This is a genomic window from Nostoc paludosum FACHB-159 (genome assembly GCF_014698835.1).
GTDB classification, from domain to species: Bacteria; Cyanobacteriota; Cyanobacteriia; order Cyanobacteriales; family Nostocaceae; genus Nostoc; species Nostoc paludosum.
In genome coordinates, this window is the sequence record NZ_JACJTU010000025.1 from 1 (window position 1) to 21212 (window position 21212).

The 21212-nt window shown below is 41.0% G+C and carries 13 protein-coding genes and 1 pseudogene; 5 read left to right on the forward strand and 9 right to left on the reverse strand.

The features are described from left to right. Positions 1–424: 424 nt before the first annotated feature. Together H6H03_RS23435 and H6H03_RS23440 are read right to left on the reverse strand one after the other, a co-directional pair. Positions 425–3511 carry an ATP-binding protein gene (locus H6H03_RS23435; protein ID WP_190957471.1) on the reverse strand — a complete coding sequence of 1029 codons (3087 nt, stop codon included), beginning with the start codon at positions 3509–3511 and terminating at the stop codon, positions 425–427. Between the two features lie 515 nt (positions 3512–4026). Next, on the reverse strand, positions 4027–5928 hold the full coding sequence (locus H6H03_RS23440) for an ATP-binding protein (RefSeq protein ID WP_190957472.1): 1902 nt from the start codon (positions 5926–5928) through the stop codon (positions 4027–4029). 694 nt (positions 5929–6622) lie between these two features. Here H6H03_RS23440 and ypfJ point away from each other — a divergent pair. Beyond that, complete coding sequence (gene ypfJ / locus H6H03_RS23445) at positions 6623–7480, forward strand: KPN_02809 family neutral zinc metallopeptidase (protein WP_190957473.1); 858 nt, start codon at positions 6623–6625, stop codon at positions 7478–7480. Positions 7481–7722: 242 nt separating this feature from the next. Here the strand turns inward: ypfJ and H6H03_RS23450 are convergent, their stop codons facing one another. From H6H03_RS23450 to H6H03_RS23460, 3 genes are all read right to left on the reverse strand, one after another. Continuing rightward, the gene (locus H6H03_RS23450; protein WP_313931901.1) at positions 7723–8727 is read right to left on the reverse strand and encodes a zinc-binding dehydrogenase; all 1005 of its coding nucleotides are present in this window, start codon (positions 8725–8727) and stop codon (positions 7723–7725) included. A 458-nt stretch (positions 8728–9185) separates the two neighbouring features. Continuing rightward, positions 9186–10277 (reverse strand): hypothetical protein, encoded by a 1092-nt coding sequence (locus H6H03_RS23455; RefSeq protein WP_190957474.1) that lies wholly within the window; start codon positions 10275–10277, stop codon positions 9186–9188. Between the two features lie 435 nt (positions 10278–10712). After that, the gene (locus H6H03_RS23460; RefSeq protein ID WP_190957553.1) at positions 10713–11000 is read right to left on the reverse strand and encodes a Mo-dependent nitrogenase C-terminal domain-containing protein; all 288 of its coding nucleotides are present in this window, start codon (positions 10998–11000) and stop codon (positions 10713–10715) included. A 505-nt stretch (positions 11001–11505) separates the two neighbouring features. Here H6H03_RS23460 and H6H03_RS23465 point away from each other — a divergent pair. The 3 genes from H6H03_RS23465 to H6H03_RS23475 are packed head-to-tail and all read left to right on the forward strand — an operon-like array spanning position 11506 to position 13867. Next, positions 11506–12411 carry a S1C family serine protease gene (locus H6H03_RS23465; protein ID WP_190957475.1) on the forward strand — a complete coding sequence of 302 codons (906 nt, stop codon included), beginning with the start codon at positions 11506–11508 and terminating at the stop codon, positions 12409–12411. A 26-nt stretch (positions 12412–12437) separates the two neighbouring features. Further along, positions 12438–13253 (forward strand): S1C family serine protease, encoded by an 816-nt coding sequence (locus tag H6H03_RS23470; RefSeq protein WP_190957476.1) that lies wholly within the window; start codon positions 12438–12440, stop codon positions 13251–13253. Then, positions 13250–13867, forward strand: a complete 618-nt coding sequence (locus tag H6H03_RS23475; RefSeq protein ID WP_190957477.1) for a response regulator transcription factor — start codon at positions 13250–13252, stop codon at positions 13865–13867. Before H6H03_RS23470 ends, H6H03_RS23475 begins: the two co-directional genes overlap by 4 nt. 42 nt (positions 13868–13909) lie before the next feature. Here the strand turns inward: H6H03_RS23475 and H6H03_RS23480 are convergent, their stop codons facing one another. Beyond that, the gene (locus H6H03_RS23480) at positions 13910–14782 is read right to left on the reverse strand and encodes a helix-turn-helix domain-containing protein (protein ID WP_190957478.1); all 873 of its coding nucleotides are present in this window, start codon (positions 14780–14782) and stop codon (positions 13910–13912) included. 710 nt (positions 14783–15492) lie between these two features. Here H6H03_RS23480 and H6H03_RS23485 point away from each other — a divergent pair. Continuing rightward, complete coding sequence (locus tag H6H03_RS23485) at positions 15493–16125, forward strand: FMN-dependent NADH-azoreductase (RefSeq protein ID WP_190957479.1); 633 nt, start codon at positions 15493–15495, stop codon at positions 16123–16125. Positions 16126–16198: 73 nt separating this feature from the next. Here the strand turns inward: H6H03_RS23485 and H6H03_RS42250 are convergent, their stop codons facing one another. The 3 genes and pseudogenes from H6H03_RS42250 to H6H03_RS23495 all read right to left on the reverse strand — a co-directional run bounded on the left by H6H03_RS42250 (position 16199) and on the right by H6H03_RS23495 (position 19728). Further along, positions 16199–16735 (reverse strand): class I tRNA ligase family protein, encoded by a 537-nt coding sequence (locus H6H03_RS42250; RefSeq protein WP_449289994.1) that lies wholly within the window; start codon positions 16733–16735, stop codon positions 16199–16201. A 21-nt stretch (positions 16736–16756) separates the two neighbouring features. Next, positions 16757–18706: pseudogene (gene leuS / locus H6H03_RS23490) on the reverse strand (leucine--tRNA ligase); the annotation flags it as partial. A gap of 101 nt (positions 18707–18807) precedes the next feature. Continuing rightward, complete coding sequence (locus H6H03_RS23495) at positions 18808–19728, reverse strand: DUF928 domain-containing protein (RefSeq protein ID WP_242057960.1); 921 nt, start codon at positions 19726–19728, stop codon at positions 18808–18810. Positions 19729–21212 lie beyond the last annotated feature (1484 nt).

Below are 21212 nucleotides of genomic sequence, written 5' to 3' on the forward strand. Positions count from 1 at the left end.
TTTGTTGCATCGCCCTGCACCTTTGTTGCATCGCCCTGCACCTTTGTTGCATCGCCCTGCACCTTTGTTGCATCGCCCTGCACCTTTGTTGCATCGCCCTGCACCTTCGTTGCATCGAAGAGCAAAAATTAACACCAATTTGAAAAAAGAATGCGACACATAGACAACACCCCTCCCCAACCCTCCCCTTGACACTACGGTGTACACACAAGTCGGAAAAACCCTATCTATAAAAGATTTGAGGAAAGGTAGGGTGCGTTATGGACTGCCGTCCTAACGCACCGTAAATCTTTGGCGGTGCGTTACGCTGGCGCGATAACATACCCTACAACACCCTTAGAAGAGTTGAAACCCATGCTGGCTATACTTGTGTGTACACGGTAGGCAATACCCGCTTTCTGGGTATTGCTTGGTAAAGTTTTCCTTAAGTAGAGCTAACTAAATTAGAGATTGCTTTTACTAAGGCTATTGGCTCGATTGGTTTACAGATGTGGTGGTCAAAGCCTGCTTTTAGTGCTTGTTGCTGATTCATTTGACCAGCATAGGCAGTAAGAGCGATCGCTCTTAGCTTTTGACTTGGTGGTAACAAAGTTCTAACTTCCTGTATCAACATGTAGCCATCAATATCGGGCATCCCAATATCACTTAGTAAAACATCAAATTTAGACTGTTTAAGTGCGATCAATGCTTCTTTTGCTGAAGAAGCGGCAGTTACGCTGGCTCCATACTGCTCTAGCACAAACCCAGTATATTCCCGTGTGTCGGTATCATCATCCACTACTAAAATTTCAATGGCGCTCAAATCAATAGATGAATCAACCTGTTTGCTGTCGCAATCTGTTGTTGGTGCTGTAGACATTAGTGGTAGCCGAATTGTAAAGATTGCGCCTTCGTCAACACCAAGACTTTCTGCCTCAATTGTCCCACCATGCAGTTCTACTAAATGACGTGCGATCGCCAAACCTAATCCTAGTCCACCAAACTTTCTGGTAGTTGTGCTATCGGCTTGGCGAAAGTAGTCAAAGATGTAAGGAAGAAAATCAGTAGCAATACCTTTACCTGTATCGCTGATGGTAATTTGAACAAAAGTCTCAAGCTGCTGTAAATGGATGTTGACTTGTCCACCTTGGGGTGTGAACTTGACAGCGTTGGACAGCAGATTCCAAATCACTTGCTGTAAGCGAGTTGGATCGCCCAGAACCCGACTTACGTTTGATTCCAGCACTGCTTCGAGGGTGATGGACTTGGCTTGTGCTGCTAGCCGTACTGTTTCAATTGCGGCCCTAATTATAAATTTCAGGTCTACTTGAGTGTTATTAAGGCTGAGTTTGCCTTGGAGAATTCGCGAGACATCCAACAAATCTTCAATTAGTTCTGATTGCAACTGGGCATTGCGTTCGATGGTTGCTAACGCCTGAGCAATCTTCGCTTCCGAGAGCTTGTGTTTTAAAAGCAAACTAGACCAACCTAAAATCGGATTCAGGGGTGAGCGTAACTCGTGAGACAGCACCGCCAAAAACTCATCTTTAACTCGGTTGGCAGCTTGGGCTTGTTCTCGTGCTTGCTGCTGTGCTTCGTACAACCGCGCATTCTCAACCGCGACTGAGGCCATTTGCGCCAACTGCACGAGTATGGCTTCATCAGCTTGGTTAAACTCACCTTCATATTTGTCTGAAAGCTGAATCAACCCGATATTGTGTCCGTCTCGTCCAACTAAGGGTGCTGCTAGCCAACCACGCATCGGGGGGTGATTTTTCGCCTCTTTGCCAAAACCTCGCCAACTTTCGTGAGCTTCTAGTTGAGCTTGTGTCATCCGCATTGGGTGATTGAGGTGACACACACAAGCGTAAATTCCAGAGCCATCTGGTTTTGCATCGTAGTCTCGCCAAGCAGCGTATTTCTCAGACATATAAACGGCGTTAATTGCCTGTGCCCAGTTTTGGTTAATGGTCATGCTGGTGACAGACTGGTGAGCGCCAATAATCAATGCTGCCTGTTGGGTGATTACTTGCAAAACTTCTTCCACTGAAAGAGCAGAGTTAATTGCCAGTGCTGCTGTTGTCAATCCCTCTAATTGTTTGGCATAGTGTCGTTCACAGGCAAGCAGATGTTCTCGCTCAAGTTCAGCTTGCCTGCGATCTGTGATATCACGGGAGATGCATAATAAACGTTCAACTTGTCCATCGGCTCCCTTAATTGGGCTAACTTTGCTATCCCACCATTTTGGCTCACCTGTTTGAGTTGGACGATAGCCTTGAAAAGTGGAAATTTCGCCTGCTTTGGCGCGATCGATCGCTCTCAACGCCGCTTCTTGGTCAGCTCCAACCCAGAAATCACTCCATGAACGGTTGATGAACAAACTTATGTCATCAATGCCGAGTAACGCCTGACCTCCCGGACTCATGTATAAGAGCCGCCCTGACAAATCTAATACTTTGATGCAATCGTCGCTACTGTCAAGAATCTGCCGATTGAATTCTTGACTTTGTTGCAACGCTGCTTCCACTAATTTGTGACTGGTGATGTCAATTAGTATTCCATCCCATACATTTCCCTGTGTCGTTTCCACGGCACGGGAAGTGCCCCCAATCCATTTGAGTTTACCTGATGGCGTAATAATCCGACCCTCCCACCGCCAGGGGAGAAAATTTTTTATGGCATAAGTAACTGAAATTTGAAACGAAGCTACATCCTCTGGATGAATTAATTTAATTAAAGAATTGCCATCTTTAACAATTGTTTGCGGCTCCATTTCTAATAAATCGCTACTCCCAGAACTGATAAAAGTAAATCGATAGGGTCGATCCATGCTGGGAAAGTAGCGATAGATTATACCTGGCAAGTTCGCCGCTAGTGCCTCGAACTGAGTTTGAGTAAAATCGAGGTTTGCCCCAGTGGCTGGCTCTTGAGGTAGAGGATTATTTAGCTTTTGAAGCAAACTATTAATATTTTGCAGACCAGAGATACAAAAACCCGCCAAACTGTTCATCACCCGATAATCTTCAGCATCAAAGTGCCGCGTTTCCCGATGCGACAAAATCCAAAGGGTGCCTAATGGTTGATTATTTACACACAGAGGTATGAATAATCCTTCGGTGATTGGAAACTGTGGATGATGTAAATAAGAAAAATAGCGTTCTGGGTAGGTATAAAGTTGTGCCTGTCTAGAGGCAAGTGTTGTGCCACAGGGGCTAAAATTACCTGGAGTGGTGTTTTGTTCTAAAAACTCCAATGCACCTGCCATCGCTACCCAGCGAAATGTTGACTCGCCATTAGGCGCTGTTTGCAGTAAGCTGACTCCGGCTGTATCGGCTTGACATAAGTCGAGTGCAAGCTGTACAAGGGTTTTGAGTAGCGATCGCGGCCGTTCGCACAGTTTTTTAGAAAGAATATGAAGAGCTTTGTTTTCAGCTGCTAAATCTGGCTGTCTTCTTGGACGACTACCCAATGCCTCTGTAATCAAAACTTCTGTTTCTGTAACTACTGGGGTACTGTTTTGAGGTAAACACATATTTAAAATATAAAACTTCACAGTTACAGCAATCCTTGTGTTTGTAAGAGTTAACAAAAAACTTATTCATTTTTCTTCTTTATCAAAGTTAATAAAAACTCATAAGTAAAAATCTCATATATCAAAAGCATTTTAGGCTGCTATAAAAAACCTAGCTATCTCACTAAAGATGGATCATGCTACTGAATAAGCTAGTCTTTTAGGCTAGTTTATTTTTAATCTGAGTTTGTAAATAACGGCATTGGTTATGCCTTAAGATAAACAATATAAAAAAATTAATAATTAATAATTAATAATTTATATTCTGATAAATAAATTTAGAAGCATAAATGAATTCAGGCTTTGCGGAAGTTGCACAGAGCCCAATATTTGTCAGGTTTTGGGGAAAAGGGGAAAGGGAAAATACCAAACCTTTCCCCCTTTTCCCGACTTCTGCAAGAAGTCTATTGAATGGGCAGGAGTATCCCGCTAATACGGCATAAATCCAAATGTAGAGACGTTGCATTGCAACGTCTCTACTGCTGTTGTTTTAAAGGAATAACAATCACAAAAGCTGCACCCCGATTTGGAGATGAAATACATTCAAGGGTTCCATGATGATTTTTGGTGACAATTTGATAACTAATTGACATACCCATTCCTGTGCCTTTACCAATTGGTTTTGTAGTAAAGAAGGGGTCAAAAATTCGTTGTTTGATTTTTTCGGGTATACCCAGACCATTGTCGGCAATTTTAATAGCAATTTGATTTTGATTAATTATTTCTGTCCGAATCTGAATGACACTAGGAGATTGTTTAATTTCCTGTTGACTGCGTTGTTTATCTCGTTCTTCTAAAGCATCAATAGCATTACTTAAAATATTCATGAATACTTGATTTAGTTGACCGGCATAACACTCAACTAAAGGCAAATTTTCATATTCTTTAATAATTTCAATCCCAGGACGATCTGGTCTTGCTTTCAGACGATAGTCTAAAATTAATAAAGTACTATCAATCCCTTCGTGAATATCAACTGCTTTATATTCAGCTTCATCCAGACGAGAGAAATTTCGCAGAGAAAGGACGATTTCCTGAATCCGCTCTGCTCCAATTTTTATTGAAGATAGTAGCTTAGGTAAATCTGTCATCAAGAATTCTAGGTCGATAGCCGCAATTTCTGATTGAATAACTGGAACTGGATAAGGGTAGTATTCTTGATATAAGTTAATTAGGTTTAGTAAGTTGTGAATGTAATCATGAGCAGGTGCAATATTACCATAAATGAAGTTAACCGGATTGTTAATTTCGTGGGCAACACCAGCTACCAATTGTCCCAAAGAAGACATTTTTTCGCTTTGAAGCATTTGGGTTTGAGTGCGTTGTAATTCCTTGAGCGCTTCTTCTAATTGTTGAGTTTGTTGTCTCAACTGCGTTTCTGATTGTCGCCGTGCTTCTTCAGCAATTTTGCGATCGCGCGATTCAATTACCAGCCGCACGAAATCAGTAATCGAGCTAATAAAACTTTCTTCTTCTAATGTCCACTGGCGTCTAATTCCCAAATGTTCGCAACAAACGACACCAATCACTTGTCCTCTAGACCAAATCCTAGCATCTAGCATTGATGTAATTCCCAGTGGGGTTGTATAAGTTGCAGAAAACTCTGAAGTACGGGGATCGGTATGAACATCAGAAACTGCAATAACCTGTTCTTCTTTGAGAGCTTGAAAATAGTTGGGAAAGTCACAGACAAATAATTCCAAACCATGACTGTGGCAATTATTCTCACGTTGATATAAATCAAGACATTGAATGCCCAAACGTTTTTCTGTATATAACCAAACGCTTACACGTCCGACATCAAGACCCAAACTAGCTACTTCTGTTACATACTGGATAGCAATTTGAAAATCATCGTGTTGTAGTTTTTCAGTTTGCACAAGTCGCTGTAGAGCAGTACTATGTCTGCGAAAGCGCTTCTCGGTTTCTTGGCGATCGTGAATTTCCTCTTCCAACTTATTTACTGTTTGACGCAGCAAAGCAGTTTCAATTTTATTTTTGGAAGCAATCAACCGAATTAAACCTACTATAAATGAATTACCAGCCTCATCAGATAATAGGCTTTTCTTAGTAGAAATAATCTGAGTTTCACCTTGGTAATCTGTGATTAATTCCTCATACTCATCAGTCACACCTGTAGTAAATACCAGTTCATCTCGCTCCCAAAAAATATCGGCTTCTGTTTTGCAGAAGAAATCATAATCGGACTTACCAATTAGTTCTGCACGTTGATATCCGATGAACTCACACAATGCATCATTGACGAACACCCAATTGTGTTGTCTGTCTTTGACAAAGATCGGATCTCTAATAGTATTAAGAATACTCCAGAGAAAAGCCTGAGAAAATTGTTGCGTAACAATGTCGAAAAACACCATCTTGCTGAATCCTGCAAGGTACTGACTTTCTTCTCGGCATTTCATCCCAAATTAGAGATGAGTAGCTCAAAAGATTGCCTAAGTTTCTCCTTAGTATGCCCAAGATATAGGACTCATATTTGATTTATGAAAAAACTCAGTATACTTTAGAGAGCCTTCTTTCCTGTTGCCTGATCCCTCCTAACCCATGCCAGCCGCTCCACTTGGGGAGACCCTTCCGCGCTGGCTACCTGCTGCTTAGGAGCAACCAGAATCAAAGTCGCTCTTTTTCAGAGAGATTTAGGAAGATCTAGAACCTTTTGCTACCGACAAAAGGACTTTTCAAACATTCTCTAACGCCATTTGTGAAATTCAGATTTTAATTTTTGAGAATTGGTATGATATCAGTTTCTCTTACCTTTAACTGTTCTAGATATAAATTCAAAAACTTTGTTTTGTTTGGAACTAAGTGTGAAAATAATATTTTAGTATAAGAGCGATCGCTCTTTGCGAATTTTTTTTGTTTAGCGATCGCCAATTATATCTTCATAATCTTCCTAAAGGTTTACTCTGCTTGATTACCGCTTTGCCCGTAGGTAGACGAAATGCATGGCTGAGATTGGTAACATTTTCTTGCATAGTTAAAGCAGTTGGTTTGGATTAAATCCAATCTGATTGCAACTATATTTATCGCTCGATGTGGGAAGCAGAAATTATGCGTTGGCAATTAGGTCGCAGGAGTACAAATGTTGAAGATCGGCGTGGGACGAATGTTTCTGCTCCTCTCGTAGGTGGAGGTATTGGAGCAGCACTCATATCACTAGTAGTTTTCCTTTTGGGTGGCGATCCCAGCGTGATTTGGGAACAAAATCCTACATCAAATGATAGTCCTGTGACTAATTCACCGCAATCAACAGGCTCTAATCCTCAAGACAAAATGGCGGATTTTGTATCTGTAGTGCTGGCTGACACAGAAGATACATGGAGCGAACTGTTTCGGCAAAATGGACAAACTTATGTAAAACCCAAGTTAGTTCTTTATTCAAATGCAGTGCAGTCTGCTTGTGGATTTACGCGTTCAGTAGTTGGGCCATTTTATTGCCCGCAGGATGAGAAAGTATATATTGATTTAAGTTTTTATCGTGATTTGAAAACTCGATACCAAGCACCCGGAGATTTTGCTCAAGCATATGTAATTGCTCATGAAGTTGGGCATCACGTCCAAAATCTACTAGGAATTTCAGACCAAGTTCGAGTATTACAAAATCAAACGAATCAGACCCAAGCAAATCAGCTTTCTGTGGCATTAGAATTACAAGCAGACTGTTTTGCAGGGGTTTGGGCGCATCACGCACAACGCTCACGTCAAATTCTAGAAACAGGCGATGTTGAAGAAGCATTGAACGCTGCTAGCAGTATTGGAGATGACCGCTTACAAGAACAAGCTAGAGGCTATGCTGTACCAGAATCTTTTACACATGGTAGTTCAGCTCAACGGGTTCGCTGGTTTAAGCAAGGTATCCAAACAGGTGATACTCAACAATGTAATACCTTTGCCAGCACAAATCGTTAAACAAATTACAAACAATTTCTATTACAAATTTTTGCAATCATCTTCTAGGTACTTTGAAATTGCACACTGATTCATGAGTTTGGTAGACTGTTGACGGTTAACTGTTAACCGTCAACAATTAACAATCAATAACCTGATAAGTAGAAGGCAGAAGGCAGAAGTCAGAAGGAAAAACCCTCAATAGTAAAGGGTTTCGCTGAATTGTATTTTACATTTAATTATGTCCGCCTACTTAATGTTTGTTAAAAATGAACAATCACTTTCCCGCAATTTTGACCGCTATATAAATATTCCACAGCATCAACAATAGATTCTATTCCTCTGAATTCTGTTGGATCGACAGCAGGTTTAATCTTACCTGTGGATACTAATTCCATCAGTCGAGACTGTTTTTCTTGTAGATATTCTAAATAGTCAATAAAGAGAAAACCGCGTATTGAGGCTGATTTCCATAGTAATTTGTTGTATATTCTCGGACGGTTTACCAATTCTAGTTTTGGCGATAAGTATTCAGAAATATATCCAACGATAACTAGTCTGCCGCGTCGTGCTAGGTTATCAACACATATATCAAACAACTCACTGCCGACGCATTCATAAACTAAGTCGATGCCTTGGGGATATTCTTTTTTGAGAACTTCGTCAAGATTTTCTTGAGAGTAATCGATCGCTCGATGGCAACCAAGCTGCTTGAGAAATTGAACTTTGAAGGGCGATCGGCACGTTCCAATCACATGAGCACCTGCAAGCAAGGCCAGTTGAACAGCATAACTCCCTGTGCCACCTGCTGCGGCTGTTACCAATACCACATCACTGCTTTTAATTTCTCCAACAACTTCTAAACCAATTGCAGCAGTCATACCACTAGCCACAACAGTCAGTATTTCTGGAGTAACTTCTTTAATAGGAATAACTTGAGTAGTATCAACCGCAAAATACTCGCGGTATCCGCCTCCTATTTGAAAAGTAATAACATGGTCACCTATGTGGAGATGCTGTACATCTTTACCAAGAGCAACTACAACAGATGCAGCTTCAACTCCGACATCAAATGGTGGTGTATTTTCAAAATATACCCCGGCAGCAATGTTCACATCCGAAGCATTCACTCCAGCATATAGATTACGCACGACAATTTCATTGGGAGCAGGTATAGGAAAATCAGCTTCAACAATATCGACAGCAGATCTAAAATCTCGGCTCAACTGTTTGACAACCAGTTTTTTATAAGTCTTGGGGTTCATCATTATTTTCAAATAATTGGTATTTATTTAAATCTCACTTAGCAGTTTTCACTCCTAAATTTTAGTCATAGTTATAGAGTTAATTCCTAGTAAATCACACTTAGGTATGGAAATGAAAGTAAAAATAGAGTTACAGCGTTGGCAAACAAGGGGTATTCAGCATTGGTAATAAATTTTACTTGAGTAGCTATATTACCTTTTTCAACTTTAGAAGCTCTACCCATTGAGCGATAATGAGCAGAGGATTGATAATTTACAATGCAGCCAGGATTTAATTAATTGATGGTTAAATCTTGCCTGCCTCGTCAAAGTTATAGCATCAATTCACAGACACTAACATACTCAATTAATTGTGTCTGGGAAATAACTTTATGCAAGAAATGAAGATTATGAATTTGTAGAGACGTAGCAATGCTACGTCTCTACATTATTTTTGTTATGGCGATCGCCCGACATTGATATTAGTTAGCAATAGGTGGAGCCAGAGCGACACGCGGAATACCACCGCCACCAATGCTATTTGGACTGTTGTTATCAACAATATAAAGTGCTTGAAATAATCTCATCAAGTCCTCATAGAACTTGCCATTTTTATCCTTCAAATCGTAGCCATAGATTTGACGAAACTCTTCGTTAACTCCTTGCTCAACTGCAATATCATGAGAGTCCCATCCTGAATCATCAACTACATAAGCACCATAATTTTGTAGCGCATGAAAGATTTTTTTAGCTGCTGGTGTTTGCAACTTGAGAGTATATGTCCTGACTGTTGGCGGAATGGCTAATAAAGTTCCTTGCACGAGGGCAGGGTTTTTACCACCATAAACGTGAGCTGCATAATTATCAGCGCGATTTGCGGGCCAACGATACCCAGGAATATAATTTGTGTAGTAAAGATATTTTTTAGCCCACAGCAGAACTTTTAGTGCATGGTGAATGGGTTGATTGTTGGTAAGTTCACCTTTGCGAATAGAACCACCAATAGAAGAAAGACCAGAACCAAAATGTGCGCCGCCTATTCCCTCTCCATAAATATTTATATCAGGATAGTAACGCCAACCAAAGATTGAACCTGCTTTTTGACAACGAGTCAAAGGTTCAAGCTGCACTAAAGTTTTACCATCTGGCATCAAAAAGGCTGAAGCATTGTTAGGTGTGTGGTATGGATATGTTGTGGCATCTGCAATAATCAATGTATCAGGTATCGGTAAATAAATATCCATTGATTGAGTACCTGTACAGCGTCCTTGACCCCAAGCACCAGGAGCATAAACTGGACGTAATGGATGTTTAGGATTAATCTTATAAAAGTACTCTCGATCGATGCCAATATTCTGTGCCTTCTCAATATTTGCCCTGATGTAACGCGCATTTGAACCAATAGGCATATTCCAAGGCGATCTAGATGAAAAAGGCCATAAAAACTTGTCTCGCGTTACGATTTGACTGGAAGTAGGTGAATAGTGAAGACTAAGAATAACTACAATACTTATGACAATAAGAAGTAAACGTAGTTCCTGCTTGCGGTTAGTCAGAATTACAAAAATGCTCATCAGATTTAGCAATACCTTCGCCCAAAAAAGAGTATTAACAAGGACATTCCGTACTAATATTTCATTAATCCAGATTTTTGCCAAGCTTATTGCTAATGGTCGTATTCATCCTGTTTCTATAGGTTTTGAACCCTCGGAAATTGACAACGATATTCGTTAATAAATTATATATAACAATCCTAAATCTGGTGAAAACAGAATTTATTGACTATTGCCTTTAATCTTCTAGAATCCTGTTGCCCTTATTTACGAGAGGCTGCGCCCGAAGCGTAGCTATGCCGCAGGCTTTACGGATTGGTGCAGTTGCTTTTCCTTTCAAAGACGCGAGGCGAACAAGTCGGGAAACCGCAAGGGCGCACTGCTGAATCTGTTGCCTTTTGCAAGAGTGCCTATCTACGCAAATAGTTTCAGTAATCAAATCGGATTCCTATATATTTAACAGTACTTTGTCACATCTTCACCACATTCATCTGCTAAAAACGTCAAACATTTAAAACGAAGACCAATTATTTCTTCATAAAGAGGGTTTAATTTGCACAAAGGTGGAATGCGAAAAAGTATCCGTCCCAAAAATGTCACAGTTCTCTCAAATGGGCAATGAGAGGGGATGAGTTTACACAAAAGTCTAGCAAGTTTATCATTATGTATTTCTACAGCTTCAAGCTGATATCGTAGCTGATTGAATAATTTGTTATTCGATTGAGCTTTTGCTGATAAGTTCATCATAGAAATTTCCTTCAATCAATCTGTTACCCCTATAAAGTTACTACGATTTATCAGGATAAACATAGTAGAATTACGAGATTATTTATTGACTTTTTCAAACTCAATTATGAATACAGTAAAATTGCTGAGACACCAAAACAGCTAATCAGTTCTGACTAATAGCGCTAGAAACAGCAGCCAGTGTATGTACGGTGGCTAGTTGTTGTATTTTAAATGCATTCGCTTGGAATCAAACAATCCTAAACTGGCGATCGCATTCCTAATCCTGAGTATTGCCTATGTCGGGTTTGCTGACTACTGGTACTCTTGAACTCGAACTATGATACAAATACGTTGGTAAAGACCATTGCCGTGCCTTTACTAGCCCTTTGAAATCACCAAGCAAGCAAAACTAAACACAACTAGCCATTTTGCTAGGTAGAATTCTCTCCATTTTTCCGATGCTACCTGTAGATATAAAACGGCACGATAGAAGCATCACAAAATATTGCTGGAGAAGTTTATGTCTTCATTGCTGGCACTGTCTAACAGTTTAGCCGACACAGTAGAACAAGCGGGGAGTGCTGTAGTTGCTGTCAACGCTGGTAAACGCATTTCCCCAAGCGGGATTCATTGGCGCAACGGTATTATTATCACTTCGGATGAGTCACTTGGGCGTTATGAAGAAATCACCATCACTCTATCAGATGGAGTGACCCGACCAGTTTCTTTTCTCGGCCATGACCCTAGCACTGATATAGCTGTCTTTCAATTGCAAAATCATCAACTTCCTGTGGTACAAATTGGCGATGCGACAAATCTCAAAGTCGGTCATTTGGTACTGGGACTGGCAAGGGGTAGCCAAGGTGACTTACGGGCAGCAATGGGAGCAGTAAGTGTAGTTACTGGTGCGTGGCGGAGTATGAGTGGTGGTAATATTGACCAATTCATTCGCCCGGATATCAGTTTTTATCCTGGTTTTGCAGGCGGGCCTCTAGTAGACGCGTCTGGTTATATAGTTGGGATGAATACATCAGGGCGACGCGGTACAGTTTTAACTATCCCTGCGTCTACAATCGATCGCGTGGTTAATCAATTACTGACTAAAGGGCATATTTCACGAGGCTATTTGGGTGTGGGAATGCAGCCTGTACGCTTGCCTAGCAACCTGAAAACTGCCTTAAATTTACCGACAGCCACGGGGGTGATTGTTGTTAATGTCGAACCCTCTGGCCCTGCTGATAATGCTGGTTTGTTGCTGGGGGATGTGTTGGTCACATTTGATGGTATTGCCGTGAGTGATACAGATGATGTGCTAGCACTACTGAATAATAGCGATCGCATTGGTAAACTCATCAACGTGCAGCTTGTTCGAGGTGGCGCATTAGTTAATTTAGATATCCTGATTGGCGAACGCCCTGTTGATTAAATAATTACCGCAGATTTAAAGCAATTATGATTACGCAATTCAATGATGAACTGTCAGCAGTAGCCACTAAACTGCGTCAAAGCACAGTCAAAGTTAAAACTAGTGCTACAGCAGTCGGTTCTGGTGTTATCTGGCAAGCTGACGGGCTGATTATTACCAATGCCCATGTAGCAACTAGCAACCGGGCAACTGTGGAATTATCGGATGGTAGGGTATTTGCAGCAGTGCGATCGCACTTTGACCCCCAGCAGGATTTAGCAGCACTAAAAATTAACGCCACGGATTTAAATACTGCAACTATCGGTGATTCCGATAAGTTACGAGTTGGGGAACTAGTTTTGGCGGTAGGAAATCCTTTAGCTGATACTGGTGCAGTCACAATGGGGATTGTTCACACTAATCATTCACGCACTGTAATGGCAGATTTACAGCTGTATCCTGGTAATTCTGGCGGCCCGTTGGCTGACAGTCTTGGCCGAGTGGTTGGTATTAACACGATGATTGTCAATAATTTGGCTGTGGCGATTCCCAGCAATAGTGTTGACCGCCTTTTACACAGTAGTCATCGTCTGCAATTAGGAGTGACACTGCAACCAGTAGTCTTAAGCAGACGTACTCTAGGTTTACTAGTCTTATCAATACTTCCTGGCAGTGTAGCGAAAAATGTGGGGTTACAAATTGGTGATGTATTAGTTGGAGTCTCTGGCCGGACTTTTACTCAACCTGATGACTTGGCTAGATACCTGCATCAAAGTGACAAGTCTATCTCATTACAACTCCTGCGAAATGGTCGGCAATTGGTAGTTTATATCACCGGACAAACTGCTGTGGAGGCTACATGATTCGGGTGATTGTGGTTGCTGCTTCTTCCGTGGTACGGGCAGGTTTATCAGCGGTAGTAAGTAGCAATACGCACCTGACAGTGGTGGCCACTGCATCTGACTTGGATGTGGTGTCGAAAGAAATTGAGCAATTACAACCGGATGTAATTTTGCTCGATTTAGGTAGTAACCCAGAACCAATGTGGTCAAAATTACAGTTAATTCAAGAACAGCAAATTATAGCGATCGCTGAGGATATTGATGGTATCGATCTAGAAACAGCATTCCGTTTGGGTGTTCAAGGTATATTATCTAGTACCAGCACAGAGGCGGAAATTATTGCAGGTGTTGAGGCAGTGGCTTCTGGTTTGGTAGTGCTGCACCCTGATGTTTTGGAATTGCTGCCGATGCGGCAAAAAGTGGTAGCTAACCCCGTGCAAACTTTGACGCATCGGGAAATGGAGGTTTTAGGAATGCTGGGTTATGGGCTGGGGAATAAAGCGATCGCCAAACGCCTACAAATTTCCGAACATACGGTGAAATTTCATGTTTCATCAATTTTTCAAAAGCTTGGTGTGTCCAGCCGTACTGAGGCGGTGACGGCTGGTGTCCGCTTAGGTTTGATTATGTTGTAAAACTTGTTAACTCAGCTTGCCACAGTCATTTACGTATTAATACTAGTTTTGCCTATAGGCTTTAGGTGTCATACCTGTGATTTGCCGAAACTGTTTACTCAAATGGCTGTGGCTGTTGAAGCCGCACACTAAAGCAATTTCGATAATCGAGCGATCGCTTTTTTTCAACAACTGCTTTGCGCGTTCGATTCGTTGCTGAAGTAGATATTGGTAGGGAGCAATACCCATAGCTTGTTTGAACAGATGACTGAAATGAAACTGACTCATGCTTAGCAATTGGGCTAAATCTGCAAGCTTGATGTCTTGATGCAGATGTGCGTCAATGTACTCTAAGACTTGAAGTAGTTGGCGCTCAGGTAAACCACCGTTGTAAACAGCAAGCCGGGGTTTGATAGCAGAATATTGTCTGAGCAAGTGCACTGCTAAGACATTTGCTAATGATTCAATATAAAGCCTTTCGCCTAAATTTTCTTGTTTTAGCTCAGACAAGAGCATCATAGCGATGGACTCAATGTGGCGATCGCGAGTTCGGAATTCTCTGACTAATTCTAACCGTTCGGGATTTGTATCAATGGTTTCTCTAGCAACACTCTGGATGAAACCAGATGCAATGCGAATCTGCAAGTAATGGTCTTCTAGATCCCAACGGGCAAAAAATGGCGTTTTTGCAGGGGTTATGGAAATGTCACCTTTACCGTACAGCCCTGTATAAGTTTTGCCTTCCTGAATTTGCAACAAAGGCACTGGACGGGGTGCAAGAGATAGACAAATTGCATGTTCATCGCTGTAATAACCTCTTCCTTCACCTGCGGGGTGTTGGAATTCCTCAACCAGAATATTTTCCCAACCCTGGTTTTGGCTAGACAGGATAGGCAAGCAGGTTGTTTGAGTCTGACAGCCAGTTGGAATTTTCACGATAAAAACAAAGAATCTATCTTTATAATTTTCTGAGCTAAGAGGTTGTTTGAAAAGTGGTTGGTTGTGATTTTAGGCACTTTATCGATCCCCCCTAACCCCCCTTTTTAAGGGGGGAACCAAAATCAAAGTCCCTCTTTTTAAGAGGGATTTAGGGAGATCTAGAACGTTTTGCTACCAAAAAGAGGACTTTTCAAACATGCTCTAAACCTATTGCATTAATTTAGCCATTTTACTATTTTATGTTTAACTGCATCACAAATTATTAATTTTAAGTGTTATGGCAGGAGGTAAAAGTCCTACTATGCCTAGCATTCAAGTTTTTAAAATGTCATAACCTATGTGACTACCGCTATATTATTAATAATTAATTTTTACAAAATTTATGTTTCATAAATACATTATAGATTTTCCAATTTACTGTAAGTTTTAATTTAGTCAAATATTATAATTCTCCGCTAGATAAATCTCTGCGTACCTCTGCGCTTTACTTTGCGTCCCTTTGCGTTTCAAAATATTATCTGTAACTCACTTAACTGGGAATCGCTATAAGTTGACTCCTGCTTACATTATGTATTTAAGTAAATTATAAAAGACTTCCAGCGATTAGCCTGAAAATCGACAGCAAGATTTTGATAATTGCACAAAAATCAGATAGTTGGGTATGGGTGATTTATCTAAGCTGGAATTGTCACTGAGCAAAAAGAACTATGACACATCTATTGCATATTGATTCTAGTCCTCGCGGTGAGCGATCGCACTCTCGCAGACTTACAAAAGAATTCGTTGCAGCTTGGAAACAGTCTCATCCAACTGATACCATTACCTACCGAGATATTGGACGAAATCCAGTTCCCCATGTAGATGAACCCTGGATTGCTGCTGCTTTTACACCGCCAGAACAACACACGCCTCAATTAAAGGAGGCGATTCACATTAGCGATTTGCTAGTGGATGAATTTTTAGCTGCCGATTTCTACGTCATTGGCGTTCCCATGTACAATTTCAGCATTCCCAGCACCCTCAAGGCGTATATCGATCAAATTGTGCGGATTGGACGAACTGTTGCCTATGAACCAGAGGATACTGAGAACCCTTACAAGCCTCTGGTATTGAATAAAAAAATGTGGATTATTACCGCACGTGGCGCTTCTGGCTTTGAACCTGGCGAACGCTACGGAATGATGAATCATCAAGACCCTTATTTAAGAACAGTTTTTGGTTTTATAGGCATCACCGATATCAGCTTTATCCATGTTGAAAATGACGAGTTAGGCGGTACAAGTTTGGCTGAATCCATCGCAAAAGCTCGTGCGAAAATCACAGAATTAGTTGCAGCATAGTTTCATTGTAGAGAAATGGGGAGAGGGAGATTGTAACCACAGTCCCAATCCCCAATCCCCAGTCCCTCTGAACTCACGTTACAAGATTGAGAATTCGGCCGGGAACATAAACAACACGGGAAATTTCCTGATTTTCGAGATAACGTTGAACAGATTGTGTTTGTTTGGCAATGGCGATCGCTTCCTCTTGCAATGCAGTGGGTGACAGAAGAATGTTTGCTCTCTTGCGTCCATTGATTTGTACTGTGATTGTCACCTGTTCTTGGGTAAGAAATTCTGGATTGGCTTGAGGAAAGGTCTGTTGATGAATCGAGGATGATTCACCAATTTGATGCCAGAGTTCTTCTGTGAGGTGGGGTGCAAAGGGAGCCAACATTAACAAATATGACTTCAATTCCACCTCACAAAGGCTCGGTTTGAGTTGAAGCGCGTTAAGATACTCCATCAATGCAGCGATCGCCGTATTGTACTTGAGCGCTTGTATATCTTCTGAGACTTTGTTGATTGTCTGGTGTAGACGACGCCCAGAGTCCAAATCTGGCGAACTGGATTCAAGGCAATGCCGATGCTTGCTCACAAGTTGCCACACCCGATTTAAAAATCGTCGCATTCCGGCAATGCCGCGATCGGAAAAATCACCTCCTTGATGATACGGGCCCAAAAACATCAAGTATGTACGTAAGGTATCTGCGCCATATTCCTCGATGTATTCATCGGGGTTCACCACATTACCTTTCGATTTGCTCATTTTGGCTCCATCTTTGGTGAGCAATCCATGAGCGCGGAAGCATTCAAAGGGTTCTTCAAATTCGATATAACCCAAATCATGCAACACCATTGTAATGAAGCGGCTATACAAAAGATGTAACACTGAATGTTCTGCCCCACCGATGTACATATTCACCGGCAACCATTTGGCAGTGATTTGTGCATCGAAAGGAACATCATTATATTTACTCGAAGGATAGCGAAGAAAATACCAAGCAGAATCGAGAAAGTTGTCTGACACATCCGTTTCTCGATGAGCAGCACCACCACAGCAAGGACAAATAGTATTGACAAAGGAATCTATTTGTGCAAGAGGAGATGTTCCTGTTCCTCTGGGCAACCAATCCTCGGTTTCGGGTAAATGAACGGGCAATTGTTCCTCTGGCACTGGTACGATACCGCAGCTGCCGCAGTAGACGATAGGAATCGGTGGTCCCCAATACCGCTGTCGTGAAATTAACCAATCTCGCAAGCGGAATTGTACGGTGCGATCGCCTAAATTCTGCTGCTCAAACCATTGGATAATCTGCTGTATGGCATCTTGTGAGGCAAGTCCGGTAAACCTCCCAGACTCAATCAAGGTTCCATGTTCTGTAAATGCAGTATCGAGTTCAAGGGGTGCTGTAGATGACGCACTGGTAGGAATCACTACCTGTCGAATTGGTAACCCCATCGTTTTGGCAAACTGAAAATCGCGATCGTCATGGGCGGGTACTGCCATTACAGCGCCAGTGCCATAACTCGACAATACATAATCGGCAATCCAAATCGGGATACGTTCTTGGGTAAGGGGATGAATCCCATAAGCACCCGTGAACACCCCGGTTTTACTCTGGTGAGTGGTGCGGGCAAACTCAGATTGACGGGATACGTGTTCTTTGTAAGTAGCAATGGCCTGGCAATATTCCTCTGTGACAATTCGATCTACCAGAGGATGTTCTGGGGCAAGCACCACATAAGTCATGCCAAAAATTGTGTCTGGACGAGTTGTGAAGACTGGGATTTGCAACTCAGATTCAGCTAAGTGCAAGTTAAATTGCAAGCCCTCTGAACGCCCAATCCAGTTACGTTGAGCGGCTTTGACTTTTTCTGACCAGTCCAAGCGATCGAGATTGTCTAACAAACGTTGAGCATAATTAGCAATCTTGAAAAACCACTGCTCTAATTCCCGTTGAGTAACCAGTGTGCTGCACCGTTCGCACTCACCTGCAATTACCTGCTCGTCTGCAAGTACTGTTTTGCAACTAGGACACCAGTTCACCTGGGCTTTTTTGCGAACTGCTAACCCCGCTTTGAACAACTGCAAAAAAATCCATTGTGTCCACTTGTAGTATGAGGGGTCGGTGGTTTGGACTTCATAATTCCAGCAGAAGCGATTTCCAATTCGTTTTAACTGTGTTTCTCGAAATCGTTCAACATTCTGTACAGTCAATAGGCCAGGATGAATGCCCTTCTTGATGGCAAAATTTTCGCTGTGAATACCAAAGGCATCAAATCCCATTGGTTCAAAAACGGCTCTACCTTGCATCGCCATGAAGCGACCATAGATATCTGCTCCAGTGAAAGCGTAGACATTGCCGACATGCAACCCTTCTGCGGATGGATAGGGAAACATCATCAAATTGTAGAACGGATGAGCGGCTGCCGCTAAATCCACTTCGTAGGTTTGGCTTTGCTGCCAAACATTTTGCCAATGAGCTTCAATGGAAAGATGATTGTAAACGTTTGCCGGATCTGGTTGACCCGGCTTTACAGGTCCCAGTGGTTCATACCAAAGTCCTCTTTTTGTAGTGTTATTGTAACATTGACGGATACTTTGTCAATATTCACATTGTAAAAGAAACTGGCGTTCTTCGAGTTTAACTAGTAATCAAGCGGACACGATAAAAGCCGGGTTTTTAGATAATTGTGAATTTATCTTTGGGCAGTACAACAGGGCAATAGTGGCTTATTTACAACATCTTTAATGTCTACAGAATTTAACAAATCTTCCCAGTATTTCTGAACTTCGGGATCGTTAGGACGCTGGCGGCGTAAATTAGCTAAAGTTCTCAAAGAATCTTCCCAAAATCCAGCTGTGGCAAATAAAACTGCACGATCCAAATCTGTGTTTGGTTCTTTGAGTTGCAGGGCTAGATTTTCATCTTGCGATCGCACTATTTTACCTTCTGTATACGAATCTTTATCGCGGTTAGCAAGATCGCAAATCATTGAAAAAGTCCAACTATATTCTTTGCCAATTTGTAGAGATGATTTATTAGTAGGTATAGTTACACTCACAATACCATTCTGTCCAACAGGCTTGAAAGTTTCTTTATACAATGGGTCAATGCTGTTATCATCCTGCAAAACAAATTCTAGTGCTTCTGGTTTTGTAGAAGTTTGAGGAATATAGAAATAGAATGTAGGATGTTCTGCTGTAGTTCGTTGAGCTTCTTTATCTGTTGGTGTTAGAGGAATGATAGATTGTCCAATTTCAAGGCAACTTCCTCGCGTTCCTGCTGACCTGACTCTACCGGGTTTACCTGGAACAAAAGCAATACGATTTCTAGCACTGCCACGTTGAATATAACTTGTAACATTTCTAATTGCCGCAGTAGCATATCTATCTCCGGGACGTAGGCGTTCTGCTTGTTGAAAATATCCTAAAGCTTTTCGATAATTTCTTCGTTTGGTTTCGCTATAACCAAGCTGCATATATTGGGTATAAGCAGCTCTGTTTTGTGCCAGTTGGTAAACTGACTCTGTTGCTAAAACCTGAGTCATGCTAAGAGGTTCTAAGGGCAGAAATGCTAAAGCAGCAAGCATACAACTTGCCCAAAATTTATATTTCATAATATCCATGTCCATTTGTAATACATTATAATTGTTTGTGTAATACGTTAGCTTAAACTTGACAGTGATAAAACTTTATCTGTGCTACTTTGTAGTTAGGTAAAAGTATATTCGTGAAGAAATTTTAAATTGCTAATAATTGAGAATCCAGAATACAAAAGTCAGAATTAATCAGGTTTTAAGCCTTAAGGTTAATAATGTGAATAAAACTCCGAAGCCATAGCATATTGATTTTTATAGTAGTTGAACCATAGTTTAGAACATAACCTGCTTGTAAAACTCTGACAATAATAGACTTTCAAATCTGTTTCATGTTCCCTGTTCTGCGTTCCCTGGTATAAATAATTCTGGATTCTCACCAATGGTTCTTTGATGGGGATTTATCTGTGGGAGCAATTGAAAATACTTTCATCCAAAATCTAAAATCCCAAATTGTCTAAGTGGTGAATTGTTACGTTATATTTACTTAACGAGATTATTGAGAGTATCGATGATATTAACGATGTCGTCACTTGCAGATTGTTTAATCAAATCGATCGCTTTATTGAAAATCCGACCAAGAAACGCAACTTTGCGGGACGCCTAATTTTTTATTAGTTCTCTGCACACATAAGAACAGATTAACACAGCGAGCGATCGCAGCCTTAGCGATGGCATTTACCCAAGTACCCCACACAATAGAAGGTACTGAAGATATATGAACTTTGTTAAGCGATATTAGACTTCTTGCAGAAGTCGGGGAAAGGTTTGGTATTTTCCTTTCCCCTTTAACATGTATCCCTTTTCCCACAAGAGTGCAAAAGTGTTTTTTGCAAGAGGTCTATAGAATAGGAATGGCGATCGTAAGTTTTTTCGCTTAGAAAGGTTATACCAATTCCTAATTGCCTTGGGAAAAATCACTACAAGCAAGTATAAATAATATATAAATAAAATTACCCATCTTTACACTGAGTGATGAGTAATGTAAAGAGTATGCAAAGATATGCTTTGTAAGCAAATATATCTAAGTAAATACAGTAGTATATCTGATGTTCTGCCCTATCAAGGTACATATGTAAGGATAATTATTCGTAATGAGAGTATAAAAATCTTTTTTCTGGCTCAATAGTTAACTCTCCCCTATTTTCCAGCTATCAGGACTTAGGCACTGGCAAAACCAAATATTAAGAGTGGTTTTTAGGCATTAAGGCTTGTCTTTTAATGTTTGTTATTGATTTCTAGCGAACATATATGCTTAAAAAACCCGAAATGAGCCTTTGTATTCAATACACACATTGATTAATTTGTATAGTGCTTAAGACTTAGATAATCTCAGATTGTTGGACAAGTGCGGCGTAAAAGTCACCTGAAAGGTGAATATCCGATGAAGATTGTTTTGTATCAAAATTGACCTACACAATATTCCAAAAACTTAAGGAGGCAGAAGGGAATCCCCATAAATAAATTTAGGGGATTTAAAAGGACGCTGTATTTTTTGACTTTTA